This is a genomic window from Pyxidicoccus sp. M15 (assembly GCF_056858435.1).
Genome location: NZ_CM166495.1, coordinates 3,230,824 through 3,248,922, shown reverse-complemented (window position 1 = coordinate 3,248,922; position 18,099 = coordinate 3,230,824). Strand labels below are relative to the sequence as shown.

The following is an 18,099-nucleotide window of genomic DNA, read 5'->3' as shown; positions in this document are numbered from 1 at the left end:
GACGACTCACGCGGTGAATCGCCGCCGACGCAGGTCCAGCATCCACGCCTCCAGGGCGTCGACGGCGGCCTCGGGCGGGTCCTCCGGCAGCACCGACTCCGCCAGGGCCGCGTCGAGCACCTCGAAGGAGCGCGACACCTCGGCGCGCCACTTCTGGCTCAGCTCGTCCGGCAGCTCGCTCTTCTCCCCGCGCGTCTTCTGCTCCACCAGCGCGTGCGCCTCCGAGAAGCCATACAGGTCGAGCAGCTCGGTGACGTCCGTCTCCACCACGCCGGTGCGCAGCGCATGCGTGCCCGTCAGCGTGGTGCGCAGGACGTAGAGCAGCTTCTTGGCGGACTTGAAGCCGGTCTTCTCCCACTCGCGCAGCTGGCCGTAGGCGAAGCCCCGGTAGTGCCGGTGCACCCGGCGCGACAGCACGGCGCGCACGTGGGGCTTGAGCCCCTCCAGCTCGGGCGAGGCGCGCACACAAATGGCGCCCAGCACGCGCTCGATGTAGTTGCCGTTGCCTTGCAGGATGCCCTGGAGCACCGGCTGCAGCTCGTTGGACGAGTAGTCCACCTCGACGCCGTCCACCACCTGGAGCCGCTCGGCGGTGATGTGCTTCGGCTGGAGGCCGAGCAGCGTCGCGGTGGGCACCACGTGGATGGACTTCAGGTCCAGGTCACTGTCCGGCGAGGGGAAGCCATACGCATGCGCCCCGGACAGGGCGATGACGAGGTGCTCGCGCTTCGCCGACTCCTCGTCGAGCACCCGGTCCGCCACCACCCGCTCATGTTCCTTCAGCGTGCCCTTCATTCCGGCTCCCTCCACTCCATGGCCGGGGCCTCCGGCGCCTCACGTCCCAGCGGGCCGGGCTCCTTCAGCACCCAGCGCCGCGCCACTTCGTCTCCCACGCGCCGCAAGAGCCGGTCCGCCCGCTCGTAGTCCGGGTGCTCCGGCAGCTTGCTCTCGCGGTGCGCCGCCTCCAGGTCCGGCGCCATGGCCTCCGCGTCCCGCAGCACGTCCTCCAGCGGCACGCGGCCGGCCTTGATGTCCAGCAGCCGCGTCTTCAGCGCGCCCGACGCCTCGAACGTGGGCGTGCCCTCCCGCAGCCACCCGGCGGCGGTGGCCACCAGTCGAAGCAGATTGTAGGCGTTCTTCGGCCGCAGCTCACGCGCGGACGGAGGCCGCTGCCCGCCGCCCCGCGCGTACGTGGTGAGCGCCGCGAAGTCGTTGGCCGTCAGCAGGCCCTGGTCCCACAGCGAGCGGTAGAGCTGCTTCACGTACGTCTTCGCCGCCAGCAGCGCGTCCTGCTGCGTCGGCGCGCTGCGCGGAGACACCGCGGCCAGCCGCTTCGCCACCTCGTCCAGGTCCGGGGCGGGCTCCTCGCACAGCCACTCCAGGAGCAAATCGCGGTGCTCGGCCAGCCGCTGGCTGCGGGTGAGCTTGTCGAGCTGGCTCATGGCGTACCGGCCGAAGCTGCCGAAGATGGCTTTGGACACGAAGGCCTCGCGCTCCGCCAGCAGCCACTCACCGAGCACGTCCGTGGCCTTCGCGCCGGGGACGAAGAGCGTCTCCAGCGTGTTCGGGTCCGCGCGCAGGGCCTGCTCCACCGCCTTGCGCACCTCCCAGTAGGTGGTGCTGCCGTCGGCGCTGACCAGGTCCATCGGCGCCTCCACCAGGCCGAAGGTCCACGCCAGCGGCAGGGCGAACACGCCGCGCACGTCCACGTCCGAGTTCTCGTTGGCCAGGCCCCACGCATGGCTGCCCACACGCGTCTCCAGCACCACGCAGGGCGTCAGCGCGCTCCACGCGGCCTCGCGGCGCCGGGCGAAGTTCACCTGGCCCGCGCGCCGGGGCACCAATTCCTCGCGGGCGAACCAGACCTCGCCGACGCCGACAATCTGCACGTCGAAGCCGCCGTCATGGGCGCGGACCACGCGGCCCACCACGCCCTGGGGGATGCGGCGCCCGCCCGAGGCCACGCGCTCCACGCGCGTCGTCACCTCGGTGCCGTGCGGCAGGGGCACCGACAGCCGGTCCACCTGCTCCAGGCCCCGGATGCGACCGGCGCCCGTGCGTGGAGAATCCGTCGGAGAATCACTCATGGCTCACCTCCCGATGCGATACGGGGTCATCGTAGACGGAGGAGCCCGCGCGGACCTGACCGGCCGGACGCCGCCAGCCCGATACGCATGGCCTCTTCCCACACGGCTGCTCAGGGCGTCTCCGGCTCCTTCGCGGGCCGCTTCGACCTGAACGGTGCAACGAGCTCTTCATAGGTCGGCAGGTTGGCGATCTTCTCGAGGGCCTCGCGATAGGCGTCCTCGAGCTCGCAGGCTGCCTTCCAGTAGCTCAGGCTGAGCAACTGGAGGTCCGGGGCCGCATCATCGCCCGCCGCCGTGATTTCAGCCTCCAGCCGCTCGATTTCCGCTTCCACCGCCTGGATGGCCATCATCAGCGCGCGTCCACTCACCTCGGGCATGTCCGACCTCGCTCGTACAGCGCGGCCCCATCCTCCCGCCTCAGTGCGTCCCCGTCACCCCGGCGTCGTGCCCACGCTCGGCGGCCAGCGTCACCTCGGGGTCCGGCCGCTTGTCGCGCAGGGTGACGAACTCCTCGGCCGCGGTGGGGTGGATGCCCACGGTGGCGTCGAACTGCGCCTTGGTGGCCCCGCACTTCACCGCCACCGCCAGGCCCTGGATGATTTCGGGCGCGTCCGCCCCCACCATGTGGCAGCCCAGCACCTTGTTGGAGGTGCGCTCCACCACGAGCTTCATCATCGTCCGCTCGTTGCGCCCGCTGAGCGTGTGCTTCATCGGTTTGAAGTTGGCGACGTACACGTCCACCTGCCCGTGGCGCTCGCGCGCCTCCAGCTCCGACAGCCCCACGCACGCCACCGGCGGCTGGCTGAAGACGGCGGACGGCACGTTGGTGTGGTCCATCTTCATCGGGTTGTCGTGGAACAGCGTCTCCGCCAGCGCGCGCCCCTCCGCAATCGCCACCGGGGTGAGGTTGATGCGGTCCGTCACATCCCCCACCGCGTAGATGTTCTCCACCGACGTGCGGGACCACTCGTCCACCATGATGGCGCCGCGCGGGTCCAGCTTCACGCCCACCTCCTCCAGCCCCACCCCACCCGTGTTGGGCACCCGGCCGGTGGCGTACAGCACCGCGTCCGCCTCCACCGTCTCGCCCGCCTTCGTCAGCAGGCTCACCCCGCCGTCCGCACGCTTCTCGATGTCCCGGATGAAGGTGTCCACCAGCAGCTCGATGCCCTTCTTGCGCATCTCCTCCGTGAGGACCGCGCGCACGTCCCCGTCGAACCCGCCGAGCACCGTGGGGCCGCGGATGATGACCGTCACCTTGGCGCCCAGCCCGTGGAACACCCCCGCCAGCTCCACGCCGATGTACCCGCCCCCGACAATCACCAGCCGCTTCGGCAGCGAGGGGAAGGACAGCGCGTCATCCGAGGTGAGCGCGTGCTCGATGCCCGTCACGTCCGGAGGCAGGTACGGCCGCGAGCCCGTGGCCACCAGGATGCGCTCGGCCGTGTACCGCTTGCCGGCCACCTCCACCGTGTGCGGGTCCACCAGCCGCCCGCGCCCCTCCACCGCCGTCACGCCCGAGTCGCGCAACAGCCGCGCGTACACCCCGCCCAGCCGCGCCAGCTCCTTGTCCTTGGCGTCGCGCAGCCGCGCCCAGTCGAACGTGGGCTCCTGCACCGTCCACCCGTACCCGGCCGCGTCTTGGAAGTCCTCGTGGAAGTGCGAGCCGTACACCAGCAGCTTCTTGGGCACGCAGCCCCGGTGCACGCAGGTGCCGCCCAAGTCCCTGTCCTCGCACAGCCCCACGCGCGCCCCGTAGGAGCCCGCCCGGCGGCTGGCCGCCACGCCTCCGGAGCCTCCGCCAATGGTGAACAGGTCGAAGTCGTAACGGGCCATGGTCCTCTCTCCTCCAGGTGCGCCGCGCGTGTCCCCCACAGATAGCCCCTGGAGGGTGCACGCCGCACCCGAAGTGTGGGGCCGGAGTGCCCGAAACCCGCGACAGCGGACACTGGACGTCAGGCCCCGAGCGCGGCGAACGCCATGATGCGCTCGCGCAGCTGTGCCAGCAGCCGCCGCGTCCCCTCCAGCTCCGCCTTGCAGCGCTCCAGCCGCTCCGCCATGCCCTCCATGCTGCCCGAGTCGGCGCGCAGCTCGATGTCGCGGCAGTGCGCCTCCAGGGCCGTGGCCCCGAACCAGGCGGCGTTGGACTTGAGCGTGTGGGCCGCGCGGCCCAGGTCGTCCATCCGTCCCCGCCCCATGGCGGTGTACGCGTCGTCCAGCAGGGCCGGCATGCTGTGCAGGGCGGTCTCGATGAGCTCGGGCAGAATCTGCCCCGACTGCGCGCCCAGCTCCCGCCACAGCCGCGCGAGCGCGGAGGGCTCCAGGCCGGGGATGCGCACCATCTCGGGCAGCTCGCCCACGGGCGAGGGCGGTGGCGCATCCGGGGGCGCGGCCGGCCGGCGGATGGAGACGGCCTCGGAGCGGCGCGGCTGGCAGCGCAGCAGCGACGCGGCCAGCGCATCCACGCGGATGGGCTTGCCCAGGAAGTCGTCCATGCCCGCCGCGAAGCACTGGTCCCGGTCGGAGTCCATGGCGTTGGCCGTCATGGCGATGATCCACGGCTGCGCGTGGGGCGGCACCTCCGCGCGGATGCGGCGGGTGGCCTCCAGCCCGTCCATCTCCGGCATCTGCAGGTCCATGAAGACGACGTCGAAGCGCTGCTGGGAGACGGACTTCAGCGCCTCCACGCCGTTGAAGGCCACCTGTGCGCGGTAGCCCAGCTTCTCCAGCACGAGCAGCGCCAGCTTCTGGTTGGTGGGGTTGTCCTCCACCAGGAGGATGTCCAGCGGCAGCCGGTCTCCCGGGCGCTCTCCGGGCGAGGGCGCCCGGCGCGGCGGGGCGCGGTCCACGCGGGCCGCGTGCGCCTGCTTCGCCACGTCATGGGAGAAGCACGCCATCAGCGCGTCGTGGAGCTGCGAGGCCTTCACCGGGCGGGACAGCACCCCGGAGAACAGCCCCTCGGGCGTGATGCCCCGGCGGCCGGGCGAGGTGAGCAGCAGCAGCGGCAGCGTCCGCATGTCGCCCCACTGGCGGATGCGCGCCGCCAGCGCGGGCCCGTCCAGCCCCGGCATCTGGTGGTCGATGAGGGCCACGTCGAAGCGCGCGCCGGCCTGCAGGCTCGCCAGCGCCTCCGCCCCCGAGGCCGTCTCCACGAAGTCCAGCCCCCAGGACTGGAGCTGCCGGCCCAGCAGCCGCCGGTTGATGGCGTTGTCGTCGACGATGAGCACGCGCCGCCCCTGCAGCAGGGGCTGCTCCGGCAGCAGGTGCACCGCGGGCTGCTGCGCCGCGGCCCGCGCGCTCAGGGAGAAGCGGAAGGTGGTGCCGCTGCCGCGCTCGCCCTCGGTCTCCACCCAGATGCGGCCACCCATGGCCTCCACCAGCCGCTTGGAGATGGCCAGCCCCAGTCCCGTGCCCCCGAAGCGGCGGGCCACGGACGCATCCAGCTGGTTGAAGGGCTGGAAGAGCCCCGCCCGCATCTGCTCGGGGATGCCCGGCCCGGTGTCCTGCACGGCGAACGTCAGCTCCCACGGACTGTCCGCCGACTCGGTGGCCCGCACGGCGTCCACCGCCACCACCGCGCCGCCCCGCTCGGTGAACTTGAGCGCGTTGCCCACCAGGTTGAGCAGCACCTGACGCAGGCGCGTCGCGTCGCCCACCAGCATCTGCGGCACATGCGGGGCGATGTCGCAGCCCAGGTCCAGCCCCTTCTCGCTGGCGCGCACGGCCAGCAGGTCCAGCACCGACTCCACGCACTGGCGCAAGTCGAACGGGTGCAGCTCTGTCTCGAAGCGCCCGGCTTCAATCTTGGAGAAGTCCAGCACGTCGTTGAGCAGCGTGAGCAGCGCCTCGCTGCTCTGGCGGATGACGGAGACGAAGTCCCGCTGCTCGTCGGACAGCGAGGTGTCGAGCAACAGCCCCGTCATGCCGATGATGGCGTTCATCGGCGTGCGGATTTCGTGGCTCATCGTCGCCAGGAAGAGGCTCTTGGCCTGGTTGGCGGCCTCGGACGCCTGGCGCGCTTTCTGGAGGTCGGTGATGTCGTGGTAGATGGCGATGTAGCCCAGCTGCCGCCCGCCCACCGACACCGGCAGCGCCAGCAGCTCCACGTCCACCACGCTGCCATTCTTCCGCACGCGCCGGGTGACGGAGTGGACGCGGCCCCGCGCCACCACCTCGCGGCTGGCCCGCTCCGCATCCGGGAGCACGGTCTGCTCGGTGGCGACGAGCTCGAAGATGTGCCGCCCCAGCGCCTCCTGCGGCGTGTACCCGAAGAGCCGCTCCGCCTCCGGGTTCCACGACAGCACGCGGAACTGGCGGGTGATGGTGACGATGGCCACGGGGCTGTTGCGCACCACCGCCTCGAAGAACTCCTTCTGCTGGCGGATGGACGCCTCCACCTCCAGGCTCCCCGTCATGTCCTGGAGCTGCAGCACCCAGCCCCCGCCGGCGCCGTCGGCGACGGGCAGGGGCAGCGTCAGCACGCGCAGGTAGTACACGGTGCCCCCGCTCCCCGGACGATGGCCGGCGAGCTCCGTCTCCTGCGGGGCCTCGGTGGAGGCGCGGGAGTCGGGCGGACGCCACCCGGGGAGGACCTGCGACACCGGGCTGCCCACGAGCCCGGCGCGCGGCCCGAAGAACCGCTCCGCGGCGCGGTTGAGCTCCAGGATGCGCTGCCCGGAGTCGAGCACGAGCACTGCGTCACGCGAGTGCTCGAACACGGCGGAATGTGCGCTGGACGCCAGGTCGGACACCCTTCCCCCTACCTCCTAGAGTAGGTCGGCCCATCCGTCCGCCACCACTCGGCGGACGACATTCTTCGGAGCCCGCATCATGCCAGACAGGCGAGCGGTGCAGCAGTGGACGACGCCTTCCGGCAAGGAAACCGGAAAGCCCGGAGGCGCACCGAGCAGGGAAGAGACGTCGCCCCGCGTCAGGGGGCGGGCCCCTCCCACGCCAGGGGAGTGTTCCCTGCCGCTCGGGAGTCAACGAAGATGGGCGGACAGGAGCCTCCCCCATGCGCCCCATCGCCCTTCTGCTGGGCCTCGCCGCCACGCTCGCGAGCGCCCAACAGCCGGCAGCCGCCGACTCTCCCCAGGACCCGCTCCCCCCGCCTCCCCTCACGTCCTCGCCCGCGTCTCCGGACGAGCCCGAGTGGGCCACGCCCCCGGCCTTCACGCCCTCCGCCGCGTCCGGAACGGAACACCCGGAGGCGCCTGGCGCCACCGCGAGCCCGGCCGCGGAGCCCCTGCGTGAGCCGCGCCCGCCGGCCCCCGTCGCGGAGCCCGGCCGGGAGCCGGCCCCGTCGGCGCCGCTGCGGGCCCTGGAGCCGCCGCCGAAGCGCGCCGTGCGCTACAGCCGCCTCTCCGCCGAGTCGGGCGGCCCCACGCTGGTCCTCTCGGAGGCGCTGGGCGGCATGGTCCTCGGCGCCATGCTGGGCGACAGCTACGACACCCCGGGGGGGCGCAGCGACAACGCGTACATGGGAGCGATGGTGGGCGCGCTCACCCTGGGCACGGCGAGCACCCTCTACCAGTACTTCATCCCCGTGAAGCGCAACGAGTCGATGCTCGCCGCGGGCGCCGCGACGCTGGGCTTCACGGCCGGGGTGAGCGCCGCCAACGGGTGGGACTTGAACAGCCGGCAGCGGGCGCTGCTCGCCCTGGGCACCTCCCAGGTCGGCGTCGCCAGCGTGCTGCTGCTCACCGCGGGCGGCGAGGACGTGAGCGACGGCGACGCGGGGCTGGTGGGCATGACGTCCTTCTATGCCCTCGTCACCACCGGGCTCGTCGAGTACATCGGCTCGCGCCAGTCCGGGGACTCCTTCCGCTACACGCCGCTGCTGATTGCCCCCGCGGCGGGGATGCTCGTGGGCGGGCTGCTGGCCATTCCGCTGGAAATCGAGCCCTCCTCCGTCCGCGACGTCACCCTGTTCCCCATGGGCATGGGGCTGACGGCGTTGCTGGTCGGCTCGCGGCTGGACGTCAGCAACGTCACGGTGGCGAAGACGGTGCTGGGCACGGTGGCGGGGACGTTCGCCATCACCGTGCTGCTCTCCGCGCTGGCACCGGACGGGCCCACGCAGCGGGAGCGCCGGGCGGATGGCTCGTTCCAGCCCGTGCCCGTGCCGGTGGTGGTGCCGGCGGGCCGGGGCAACGACGCGGTCGCTGCCGGCCCCGGGCTGTTCATGCGCTTCTAACGACTGGTCCACCAGGCCTTGAAGGCCTTCCAGGAAATCTTCCCGGTGCGCTCGGTGTCGACGCTGTCGACGGCGATGTCCAGCTCCTCGTCGTTGACGGGCTGCCCGAGCGCCTCCAGCAACCGAGCGAAGCCGGCGCGGTCGATGGAGCCGGTGCGGTGGCGGTCATAGCGCTGGAAGATGTCGAGCAGCTCGTTGCCGGAGCTGGTCAGCTCGTCCACCGCCGCGTGCTCGGGCGCGAGCGGCTGGATGCCGGCGGACGAGGTCTCCACCTGCTCCACGAAGGGAGAGCCCGTGGCCGGCCGCTCGCTCGGGGCCGGAGGCGCGGTGCGCTCCTCGCTCGGGGACACGGGCGGTGCCGCCGTCGTCGGCTCGCTCGGGGCGGAGGGCGCCGCGGGCCTGCGCGTGCGCGCCGCCGGAGTGGCGGGCGTCCGGGCACCGGCCGACTTCGTGGCGGGCTTCCCGGCACCGGCCGGCTTCGCGGCGGGCTTCCCGGCAGCGGCCGGCTTCGCGGCGGGCTTCCGGGCACCGGCCGACTTCGTGGCGGTCTTCCGGGCACCCGCGGGCTTGCGCGCAGCGGCCGGCTTCGCGGCGGGCTTCCGGGCACCCGCGGCCTTCGTGGCGGCCTTCCGGGCACCGGCGCTCTTCGCCGCCGACTTCCGCGCGCCCCCCGCCTTCTTCGCCGCGCCTCGCTTCGGGGCGGACTTCCTCGCGCCGGCCTTCTTCGCGGGGGCCTTCTTCGTGGCCGCCTTCTTCGTTGTGGGGGCACGCCGGGATGACTTCTTCGCAGCACTCGTCTTGCGTGACTTCGTTGCCATGATGAGCCCCTCCCTGGGCGACACTCATCGTAACGCTGTTGCGGTGCGGGTCAGCAGCCTTGTGTCGCGCGGCCCCGCCCCTGGCCCCGCCATGTCACCTGGGAAGCGCTGCGTTGGAGTCCATGCCCGGGGCGCCACGAGGCCGTGACGGCGGCGGGGGCCCGGGCCCGGTGTCCGGAAACGCGTTGGGTCCTCCCCCAGGCCGAACGACGACAACCGCACGGGGCGGCGTCCCGTTGCTGCTACGTTTCATGCACTCCGCGCCCGAATCGCACGCGGCCCCTGGCGCCCTGCCACGTGCCACTCCAAATCTGCGGAATCGGAGAATGAGAGGACGCGTGCGACCGAAGGACTGGACGTTGTCTGGCATCTGCCTGGTGGTGCTGCTCGGCCAGGCGCCGGTGGACGCGGGGCCTCCGGCCCAGGGCGCCCCGGCGGGAAAGAAGATGTTGCCGGCCCGGACCGCGGACTCCGCCTTCTTCATCGCCCGGAGCACCAACCGGAACCAGGTCCACTACGGCGTCCGTGTCGACTCGGACTGCCGCCCCCAGGGGGCGCAGCCGGTGCATGCCTACTGGCGGATGCTGGAGAAGGGCGAGAAGAGCACCGAGCCGCTGCTCGGCCGTGAAGGGCCCGCCTATGGGCTGGGAGACGTGCAGCAGGTGGAGGCCACCTCCACCGGCTGGCGGGTCCACGTCCGGCTGCGGGCCTGGCCGGACCGCGCCATCGACCTGGACGTCTTCCGGGAGAACGGCCACTGCGCCGCCCGGGCGTACACCGTCATGGAAGGCAGGGTGGCGCAGATTGAGCGCATCTTCGTGAAGACGGCCTGGCCCACGGGGGTCGACTATGTCCTGCTCAGCGGGACTGGGGTGGATGGCCGCTCGGCCCGGGAGGTCATCAAGAAGTAGGCGCCCTGGGGCCTCAGGAGCGAGCCGCCGGGCAGGCGCCTGCCTGCCGGGTGCGGTCCCGAAAGACCCCCCCACCGGCAGCAAGCCCTGGCTATCCTGGAACCCCGGCGTGCAAACTGGTAGCAGGCCGTGCGCTGGTCCTCATGGCAGCTTGGCGTCGGATGGCGGTAGCAAGAGGGACCTGCGAGATGTTCACATGCCGCCACGCGCAGCGAACAGGGCCGCCCGCGCTCCCATGCGAGACACCCGCCCGGACCCCACTGGACTTCCGCGTCTGAATGAATGACTCACTAGAGACTCTCCTCGCCGACGGCATCATCGAAGCCGTCATCGGACAGCTGAAGACCGGCAAGGAGGCGGAGGTGTGGCTGGTCCAGCACGCCGGGCAGGTGGTCGCGGCCAAGCTGTACAAGGAGCGCCACGAGCGCAACTTCCGCAACAACGTGGGCTACCGCGAGGGGCGCGAGGTGCGCAACTCGCGTACCCGCCGCGCCATGGAGAAGGGCAGCCGCTTCGGTCAGGCCGCCGCCGAGGAGGCGTGGAAGAGCGCCGAGTCGGACTCGCTCTACAAGCTGCACGCCCAGGGCGTGCGCGTGCCCCAGCCGGTGCTGTTCTACGAAGGCATCCTGCTCATGGAGGTGGTGCTCGACGCCCAGGGCCACCCCGCCCCGCGGCTGGTGGAGGCCCCGCCGGCCACGCCCGAGGAGGCCCAGGCCCTGTACGTGGACCTGCGCTCCCAGGTCGTGAACATGCTGTGCGCCGACCTCATCCACGGGGACCTGTCCCCGTTCAACATCCTGATGAGCTGGCAGGGCGCCATCATCATCGACTTCCCGCAGACGGTGGCGGCGGCGCGCAACAACCGCGCGGAGTTCTACTTCCGGCGGGATTTGGACAACGTCCGCAACTTCCTCGCGGGCATCGCCCCCCGGCTGTACGACGCCGCGGGCGACACGGGTGAAATCTGGAATGCCTACGTGCGCCGGGAGCTGACCCCGGACTTCACGCCCCGGGGCAACTTCCGCGAGGCGCCCCGCCGCAACGGCGCGCCGGGCCGGGGAGGCTTCAAGGGTCCGCGTGACGGGGGCCAGGGGTTCAATCCGGAGCGCGCCGGAGGCAATGGCTTCCGCGCGGAGCCGGCTCCGGTGGAGCTGGTGCCGGTGGCGGCCCAGTCCACGATGACGCCCGAGGAAGCGGCCGAGGCCGAGCTGCGCGAGCTGGAGGCCCTGGTGTTGAAGCAGGGGGGCGGCGAGCGCGGCAAGCCCGCGGCGGCGCCTCCTCCGCGTGGGGGACGCAATCGCTCGGGGGGCGGCCGGCCGCCGCCGCGCTCGGGTGGCAATGGTGCGCGTCCGCCCATGGGTGGAAACGGCGCCCGTCCGCAGAACGGGCAGCGCGTGGCGAACGCGGCGCAGCCCGCCGCCGGTGGACCTCGCGGGGGTGGCAACGGTCGTCCCGCGGCGAACGAGCAGCGCGGTGGAGGCACCCCGGGCGCGCGCTTCAGCGAACCGCGCGGCGGGCCTCCGGGTACGCAAGTCGAGCAGCGTGCGGGCGGCAACCCGGGTACGCGCTTCAGCGAACCGCGCGGCGGGCCTCCGGGTACGCAAGTCGGGGAGCGTGCGGGCGGCAACCCGGGTGCGCGCGTCAACGAGCCGCGCGGACGTGGCACCCCGGGCACGCGAACCAACGAGCGTTCCGGAAACAACCGGGGCGCTCGCTTCTCCGAGCCGCAGGCGGGCGGAAGCCCTGGCGCGCAGCCCCAGGAGCAGCGCGGCAACGGACGTCCGGGTGCGCGCCTCAGCGAGCAACGCGCGGACATGCCCGTGTGGAACGAGCCGCGTGGCGCCGCCGCGCCGGTCGGGTCCTCGCCTTCGAGCGAGCCACGCTCGGCGGATGGCCGCCCCGCCCGGAACGAGCAGCAGCCCGGCAACAACGGGCGTCCGCCTCGGAACGAGCAGCGGCCCGGCCGCAATGGCCGCCCGCCGAGGAACGACTCGCAGACCGGTGCCAATGGCTTCGCCTCGGCGAGCGAGCCGCGCAACGAGCAGCGTGGCAACGGCGCTCCTCCGAGGGGCGAGCGGCGCGGAGGTCCTGGCCGCTCGCAGCCCGTGGTGGAGACGCGGCCCGCGAGCAGCGGGGCCGCTACCGGCCCGGGGACCAACAACCTCCGCGAGGCGCGTCCGTCGGGTCCGGGTAACGGCCCGGGTCCCAGGCAGCAGCGGCAGGGACCGAACCGTGGGGGCCCCCGGCCCGCGCGGGCCTCGGCGCCCCAGGTCTCGTTCGTCGGCCGTCCGGCCCCGTCTTCAGACCCGGGGCCTCACGAGACGGGCTCCTGAGCGAAGCGGGCCTCTCTCAGGAGAGGCTCAGGCGCGTACGACGGAGATATCGCGGCCCGCGGGCGTTCGCGCGCGGGTCGCAACGGTGCGCTCGGCAATGGGGGGCTGCCCGCTGCGCCGGTCGAAGATGACCAGCCAGCCGGTGTCGAGCCCCAGTCCCGCCAGATACCTGTCGAGCTGGGCGAGCCCGTCGTCCAGCGGATCCTTCTCCTCGTCGCGCCACACCTTCAGCTCCATGGCGAGCGTGTCGGAGCCGTAGCGCAGGCACAGGTCCATGCGTCCCGTGCCGATGGCGTATTCGCGCTCCAGCGTGCCTCCGCCATTGGCGACCCGGTGCAGGAAGGCCATCAGCACCAGGTGCGGTGCAATCTCATGGTAGGGCGCGGTCCCCAGCAGGGGTTGGCCGTGCTGTCGCCAGAAGGCGAGGAAGGCCTCCATGAGGCGCTCCATGTCGAGCCGCCCGTCCGCGCGCAACCACGGAGGCGCGGACTGCATCGGCGGCAGGGACGCGAAGGCCGTGTTCGCGAGGACCCGGAGGATGACCTCCCGGTAGAGCGGATTGGCCATCTCCACGCCGCCCGTGGAGCCCATGCGCACCAGCCCCAGGTCCTGGACGAAGCGCAGGTCGTCCTGGGGAATGTCACCCAACGCGAGGCCCGCGAGCATGGGCTCGAGGATGCGCCGCACCCGTGTTTCACGCAGGCGCTCGGCGAGACTGTCCAGGTGCGTGTCCTGCCGCTTGAGGAGGATTTCCTTCGCGGCATCCACATGGGCTGCCGTCAGGGACTGGCTCCGGTCCGCCACGAGCTCCTGCACCATCTGCCGGGCCAGCGCATTGACCAGCCAGGGCTGCCCCTGGGTCCAATAGAAGGCGCGGTCCACGGCCTCAGGCAGGAAGCGCTGTCCCGTGTCATCGGTGTGCTGTTGATAGAGCTCCGCCACCTCGTCCTGGGTGAAGTTGCGCAGGGTGAGCGACTCCACCTTGATGTTGAAGGGGCTGGAGGTCCCCAGGTGGCCCTGGCCGCCAGAGGCAATCTTGTAGTCGCGGACGTCCCGCAGGCCGCACAGGACCACGGAGGAAGGAAAGCCCTCGGGCCTGTCGTGGAAGCCGCCACGCAGTTGACGCAGTACACTCAGCAGGCTCTGGCCTCGAAGCGCGTCGATCTCATCGAAGAAGAGCACCAATGGGCGGGGGCATTCCCGCGCCCAGCGACCGAGGGCCGCGCCCAGGAGCTGCAGGCCGGGGGCGTCGGGAAAGGAAGGGGGTTGCAGCTCCGTGGGCAGATAGAGCTCGGCACTCCTGCGGATACGCGACAGCAGCGTCCGCTGTGCCTCCGCGAAGTCGTCACCCGCGACCTCACCTTCTTCACAGGAAAAGTGAAGCGCGGCGTAACGCCCGGATGCGGTGAGTTGCCCAGCCAGGGACCGGAGCGCCGTCGTCTTGCCCACCTGCCGGGGCGCGTGAAGGACGAAATAGCTCCTCTGGTCGAAGAGCTGCTGGACCTGGGGCAGGCGCCGTAACGCCGGCAGCATGTAGTGGTCCGTCGGATTGCACGGACCCGCAGTGTTGAACCAGCGAGGCATGCAGCGAAGGTAACACCTTCCCGCGCCGTGTCCCCCGAGACCTGACTGCCCGCCCGCCTCGCCGCTCGGAGCCGGCCCGGCGCCGCCTTCACCCCACCCGGATGACCACCTTCCCGAAGTGCGCCCCGCTCTTGAGGTACTCGAAGGCGGCGCGCGCCTCGGCGAAGGGGAACACGCGGTCCACCACGGGCCGCACCCCGTGCAGCGTCAGCGCGCGATTCATCGCCTCGAAGCCCTGACGGTGGCCCACGAGGATGCCCTGCACGCGCAGGTTCTGCATCAGGATGGGCGTGAGCGGCACCGTGCCCGCGCCGCCGCTGAGCACGCCGATGACGGACACCGTGCCGCCGACGCGCACCGCGCGCAGTGACTTCTCGAACGTGCCCGCCCCGCCCACCTCCACGACGTGGTCCACGCCCACGCCACCCGTCAGCGCCCGCGCCGCCTTGTCCCAGTCCGCCGTCGTCGCGTAGTTGATGCCCTCGTGCGCGCCCAGCGCGCGGGCCTTCTCCAGCTTCTCGTCCTTGCTGGAGGTCAGGATGACGCGCGCCCCCAGCATCCGCGCAATCTGGAGCGCGAAGATGGAGACGCCGCCGGTGCCCTGCACCAGCACCGAGTCCCCCGCCTTCAGCCCGCCGTACGTGACGAGCGCGCTCCACGCCGTGAGGGCCGCGCAAGGCAGCGTCGCGGCCTCCTCGTCGGACAGGTGCGCGGGCGTGAGCACCACGCCGTCCTCGTGCAGCAGCATCGTGTCCGCGAGCGCGCCATCCAGCGGCCCGCCCAGCGTGCTCGTCTGCGCCGCACGGCTCGGCTCCCCGGCGAGCCAGGCCTGCGAGAAGATGCCCATCACCCTGTCACCGGGCTTCACCCGCGTGACACCCGGGCCCACCGCGTCCACCACGCCCGCGCCATCCGAGTTCGGAATCAGCGGCAGCTTCTGACGCGGGTTGTAGCGGCCCTCCACCATCATCAGGTCGCGCTGGTTGAGGCTCGTGGCCTTCACCCGCACGCGCACCTGGAACGGCCCGGGCGTCGGGTCCGGCCGCTCGCACGCCACCAGCTTGTCCAATCCGAAACCGTCTCGAATCTCGTAGGCCTTCATGGGGGCCGTTCTAGCCCGCCGCCCCGGGGAGGGGTCGCCCTTTCACCACCCGCGCGCCTACACTGTGTCGCCAACAGTGCACGCCCTCCTCCTCACCCTCTCGCTGCTCGCCGCCGCGCCCACGCCGCGCTTCCCGCAGGGCACGGCGCGGATGGAGCCGGGGCCCGCGCCGCACGGCCTGCCCGACTGGGACGTGAAGCGCTGCGAGGAGTGCCACCCGGCCCAGGTGGAGTCGTGGCGGAACAGCGGCCACGCCAACGCGCGCATCGACGACGTCTTCCAGGTCGCCATCACCGAGGACCGTCCCGCCTGGTGCGTGCAGTGCCACGCCCCGCTCGCGCGCAACCTGGAGCGCGGCGCCCTTCCCCCCGGCAGCTCCACCGAGGAGCACGGAGTCACCTGCGCCGGCTGTCACGCCGCGCTCGGCGAGGCCCGCGCCACGCCGGGCATGCCCTGCGCGGGCTGCCACCAGTTCGGCTTCCCGGTGCTGGACGGAGGAGGCCGGCGGGTGCACCTCTCCTCCACCCAGTGGCAGCAGGACACGGTGGGCGAGTGGACCCGCTGGCGCGAGCAGTCCCGCGACACACGCCACTGCACGGCCTGCCACATGCCACGCGGAGACCACGGCCTCGGCGGCACGCGGCGCACGGAGTCCCTCAAGGCCGCGCTCGTGGTGGCGCAGGACCGCGGCGCGCTCCGAATCTCCACGCGCGAGGTGGGCCACGCCTTCCCCACCGGCGACGTCATGCGATGGGTGAGCGTGGAGGTGGCGGACGAGCCCCTCTTCGAGTCCCCCCGCACGGTGGCCACCTTCGGCCGTCGGCTCGAAGTCCGCGCCTGGCCGGGAGAGCCGCTGCCGCACCTGGGCGCGGTGGAGGACACCCGCCTGCTGCCCGGCGAGACACGCCGCGTGCCCCTGCCCGTGGGCGCCCGCTACGCCCGCATCGTCTATCACCTCGTGTCCCGGGAGCAGGAAGACTCGGGGCTGTACCCCGCGGGACTGTCGCGGCTGGTGCTATGGGCCGCGCCAGTGCAGACCCGCCCGCCGTCCAAGGACAAGGAGCACGAACCATGATTCTCCTCTCGCTCATCCTCGCCGCCGCGCCGCCGGTGATGCTCGAACCCGACGCGGGTGGAGCGCACCGGCTGCACCCGCGCCGGGTGACGGCGTCCTCCTTCCTGGAGAACGGCTGGAACAAGCACGCGCAGAACTACCTGCCCCTCTACGTGGCGGACGACGACCCGACCACCGCGTGGGTGGAGGGCGCCAAGGGGCGCGGCGAGGGCGAGGCCATCGAGTGGTGGGGCCCCGCGCTGACGAAGGCGAAGTCCTTCCGCGTCTTCGTACGCAACGGCTTCCAGAAGTCCGACAAGCTCTTCCGCGCCAACGCGCGCCCGCGCAAGGTGAAGCTGGAGCCGCTCGTCCAGGCCGAGACGGGCGCGCAGGTGACGGGCACCGCGCTGGAGACGGAGCTCAAGGACGTGCAGGGCTGGCAGGAGGTGCGCCTGCCCGTGCCGGCGCAGGTGGCGGGCGTGCGGCTCACGCTCGTGTCCACGTACCCGGGCACCGCGTACGACGACACCTGCCTCAGTGACTTGCGCGTCTACGTGGACGGCGAGGACCCCTACAAGCCGGAAGCGGAGGCCGCCGCCTACGAGCAGGTGCGCGCCTTCGCCTACGAGCGGAAGCAGGCCGCCGAGCGCAACGACACCCAGGCGAAGCTGGAGTGGGCGCCGCGCTACAAGGCGGAGAAGCTGCTGTCGCTCAAGCGCACCTGGGAGCAGGGCGCCATTCCCGAGGGCCAGTCCGGAGCGGTCGGCATCCTCGCCACCGTCCCCGAGAAGGAGGCCTACCGCGAGGCGCTCGCCCGCGCGCGCGAGGTGGCCGCACTGTTCGACCGCGCGGACCTGGAGCGCGGGGGCCAGGCCTCGGAGGCCCGGGCGAAGTGGACGCGCGTGAAGCCCGCCCAGCTCCGGCCCCAGCGAGCCGCCGCGCGCTCCGCGCTCTCCGTCATGGATGACGACGGCCTCGTGCGCGTCGCGGGGTTGCTGCACCAGGGGGACGCCTCCTTCTTCGAGGCCGATGCCACCCAGGCGCAGATGCGGGCCACCATCGCGAAGACGAAGAAGAAGGAAGCCCAGGCACAGAAGGTCTGCACGGCGCAATGCGTGGAGCGCCGCAAGACGGAAGCCCAGCCCGAGGACAGCTACGACTGCAGCTGCGAAGAGGAGTGCATGGGCTGCTTCGACGGCCCGCTGAGCAGCAAGGAGGAGCAACTCAAGCACCAGCTCACCGGCGGCGAGTTCATCGTCGGCCCCCTCGCGCGTCCCACCGCCTTCCTGCGCGGGCTGACCGAGGAGTCCGGAAGCCGCGAGTCCTGGCTCACCTTCCGCCAGACGCTCGTCAGCTACGCGGGGGACAAGGCCAGCGTGGTGCTCGTGCGCGCGCACGCGGAGGAGAACCTGGAGGTCGGCGAGCCCCTGCGCATCCACGTGCTCGAGTGGACCGATGCGGGCGGCAAGTCGCGCGTGTCCTCCATCACCTCGTTCATCGTCAATGACCTCTCCGTGCGCGTGGTGCGCTACCGCCCCGCCACCAATGCCTGAAGGCGCTCCACGGCCTGGCGGACGGTGAGGATGGTGAAGGGCAGTCCGCTCCGGCCGGCCATGGACAGCACGCGCTTGTCCTTGCTCACCAGCCACGCGGCCCCGGCGCGGGCGGCCAGGAGGAGGAACTTCTGGTCGTCCCGGTCGCGGCAGCGGGGCAGCTCCGGCGCGGGCGTCCCCTCCCCCGCCGGCACCACGCGTGCCAGGGCGCGGTAGCGCTCCTGCGTCACCTGCCGCGCCGCCGCGTCCCACCCCGGACGGAAGTTGCGCGACGCGAGCACGTAGCCCAGTTCCGCCAGCGTGTCCGCGTCCGCCCAGGCCGTGAGCGTCCCCGCGTCGAGGGCCTCGGCCAGGGGGCGGGCGTGCACGTCGTCGAAGGCGAAGAGGTCCAGCACGACATTGGTGTCGAGGACGACGGGGAGTGTGGAGGGCATGCGGGATTCCGGGGAGGGTGCGCTATG

The 18,099-nt window shown here is 72.1% G+C and carries 14 protein-coding genes and 1 pseudogene; 5 read left to right on the top strand and 10 right to left on the bottom strand.

Features of this window, described 5'->3' with window-relative positions:
• Window positions 1–6 precede the first annotated feature (6 nt).
• The 5 genes from ACX9TP_RS13080 to ACX9TP_RS13060 all read right to left on the bottom strand — a co-directional run bounded on the left by ACX9TP_RS13080 (window position 7) and on the right by ACX9TP_RS13060 (window position 6,838).
• Window positions 7–795, bottom strand: coding sequence for a nucleotidyltransferase domain-containing protein (locus ACX9TP_RS13080; RefSeq protein WP_482980046.1), 789 nt, complete (start codon window positions 793–795; stop codon window positions 7–9).
• Window positions 792–2,087, bottom strand: coding sequence for a DNA polymerase beta superfamily protein (locus ACX9TP_RS13075; protein WP_482980045.1), 1,296 nt, complete (start codon window positions 2,085–2,087; stop codon window positions 792–794). Before ACX9TP_RS13075 ends, ACX9TP_RS13080 begins: the two co-directional genes overlap by 4 nt.
• A gap of 110 nt (window positions 2,088–2,197) precedes the next feature.
• Window positions 2,198–2,464 (bottom strand): Tsi2 family anti-toxin, encoded by a 267-nt coding sequence (locus ACX9TP_RS13070; protein ID WP_482980044.1) that lies wholly within the window; start codon window positions 2,462–2,464, stop codon window positions 2,198–2,200.
• A 40-nt stretch (window positions 2,465–2,504) separates the two neighbouring features.
• On the bottom strand, window positions 2,505–3,923 hold the full coding sequence (gor, locus tag ACX9TP_RS13065; protein WP_482980043.1) for a glutathione-disulfide reductase: 1,419 nt from the start codon (window positions 3,921–3,923) through the stop codon (window positions 2,505–2,507).
• Between the two features lie 119 nt (window positions 3,924–4,042).
• Window positions 4,043–6,838 carry a response regulator gene (locus ACX9TP_RS13060; protein ID WP_482980042.1) on the bottom strand — a complete coding sequence of 932 codons (2,796 nt, stop codon included), beginning with the start codon at window positions 6,836–6,838 and terminating at the stop codon, window positions 4,043–4,045.
• A gap of 263 nt (window positions 6,839–7,101) precedes the next feature.
• Here ACX9TP_RS13060 and ACX9TP_RS13055 point away from each other — a divergent pair, with 263 nt between their 5' ends.
• Window positions 7,102–8,283 (top strand): hypothetical protein, encoded by a 1,182-nt coding sequence (locus ACX9TP_RS13055; protein ID WP_482980041.1) that lies wholly within the window; start codon window positions 7,102–7,104, stop codon window positions 8,281–8,283.
• Here ACX9TP_RS13055 and ACX9TP_RS13050 read toward each other — a convergent pair.
• Window positions 8,280–9,101, bottom strand: coding sequence for an EF-hand domain-containing protein (locus ACX9TP_RS13050; RefSeq protein ID WP_482980040.1), 822 nt, complete (start codon window positions 9,099–9,101; stop codon window positions 8,280–8,282). The genes ACX9TP_RS13055 and ACX9TP_RS13050 overlap by 4 nt on opposite strands.
• Before the next feature lie 338 nt (window positions 9,102–9,439).
• Here ACX9TP_RS13050 and ACX9TP_RS13045 point away from each other — a divergent pair, with 338 nt between their 5' ends.
• Together ACX9TP_RS13045 and ACX9TP_RS13040 are read left to right on the top strand one after the other, a co-directional pair.
• Window positions 9,440–10,012 (top strand): DUF4833 domain-containing protein, encoded by a 573-nt coding sequence (locus ACX9TP_RS13045; RefSeq protein WP_482980039.1) that lies wholly within the window; start codon window positions 9,440–9,442, stop codon window positions 10,010–10,012.
• A gap of 278 nt (window positions 10,013–10,290) precedes the next feature.
• The gene (locus ACX9TP_RS13040; protein ID WP_482980038.1) at window positions 10,291–12,345 is read left to right on the top strand and encodes an RIO1 family regulatory kinase/ATPase domain-containing protein; all 2,055 of its coding nucleotides are present in this window, start codon (window positions 10,291–10,293) and stop codon (window positions 12,343–12,345) included.
• A gap of 27 nt (window positions 12,346–12,372) precedes the next feature.
• Here ACX9TP_RS13040 and ACX9TP_RS13035 read toward each other — a convergent pair whose 3' ends face one another.
• From ACX9TP_RS13035 to ACX9TP_RS13025, 3 genes and pseudogenes are all read right to left on the bottom strand, one after another.
• Window positions 12,373–13,419, bottom strand: coding sequence for a hypothetical protein (locus ACX9TP_RS13035; RefSeq protein ID WP_482982376.1), 1,047 nt, complete (start codon window positions 13,417–13,419; stop codon window positions 12,373–12,375).
• Window positions 13,420–13,446: 27 nt separating this feature from the next.
• Window positions 13,447–13,878: pseudogene (locus tag ACX9TP_RS13030) on the bottom strand (AAA family ATPase); the annotation flags it as partial.
• Window positions 13,879–14,017: 139 nt separating this feature from the next.
• On the bottom strand, window positions 14,018–15,031 hold the full coding sequence (locus tag ACX9TP_RS13025) for a zinc-dependent alcohol dehydrogenase family protein (RefSeq protein ID WP_482980037.1): 1,014 nt from the start codon (window positions 15,029–15,031) through the stop codon (window positions 14,018–14,020).
• A 76-nt stretch (window positions 15,032–15,107) separates the two neighbouring features.
• On the opposite strand from ACX9TP_RS13025, the gene ACX9TP_RS13020 reads away from it, so the two are divergent.
• Window positions 15,108–16,106 (top strand): multiheme c-type cytochrome, encoded by a 999-nt coding sequence (locus ACX9TP_RS13020; RefSeq protein WP_482980036.1) that lies wholly within the window; start codon window positions 15,108–15,110, stop codon window positions 16,104–16,106.
• On the top strand, window positions 16,103–17,638 hold the full coding sequence (locus ACX9TP_RS13015) for an NADase-type glycan-binding domain-containing protein (RefSeq protein ID WP_482980035.1): 1,536 nt from the start codon (window positions 16,103–16,105) through the stop codon (window positions 17,636–17,638). The genes ACX9TP_RS13020 and ACX9TP_RS13015 overlap by 4 nt, the downstream gene beginning before the upstream one ends.
• On the opposite strand, the gene ACX9TP_RS13010 is transcribed toward ACX9TP_RS13015, so the two are convergent.
• Window positions 17,614–18,072: a putative toxin-antitoxin system toxin component, PIN family gene (locus tag ACX9TP_RS13010; protein ID WP_482980034.1), complete on the bottom strand. Its 459-nt coding sequence runs from the start codon at window positions 18,070–18,072 to the stop codon at window positions 17,614–17,616. The two genes, ACX9TP_RS13015 and ACX9TP_RS13010, sit on opposite strands and share 25 nt — an antisense overlap.
• Window positions 18,073–18,099: the final 27 nt, after the last annotated feature.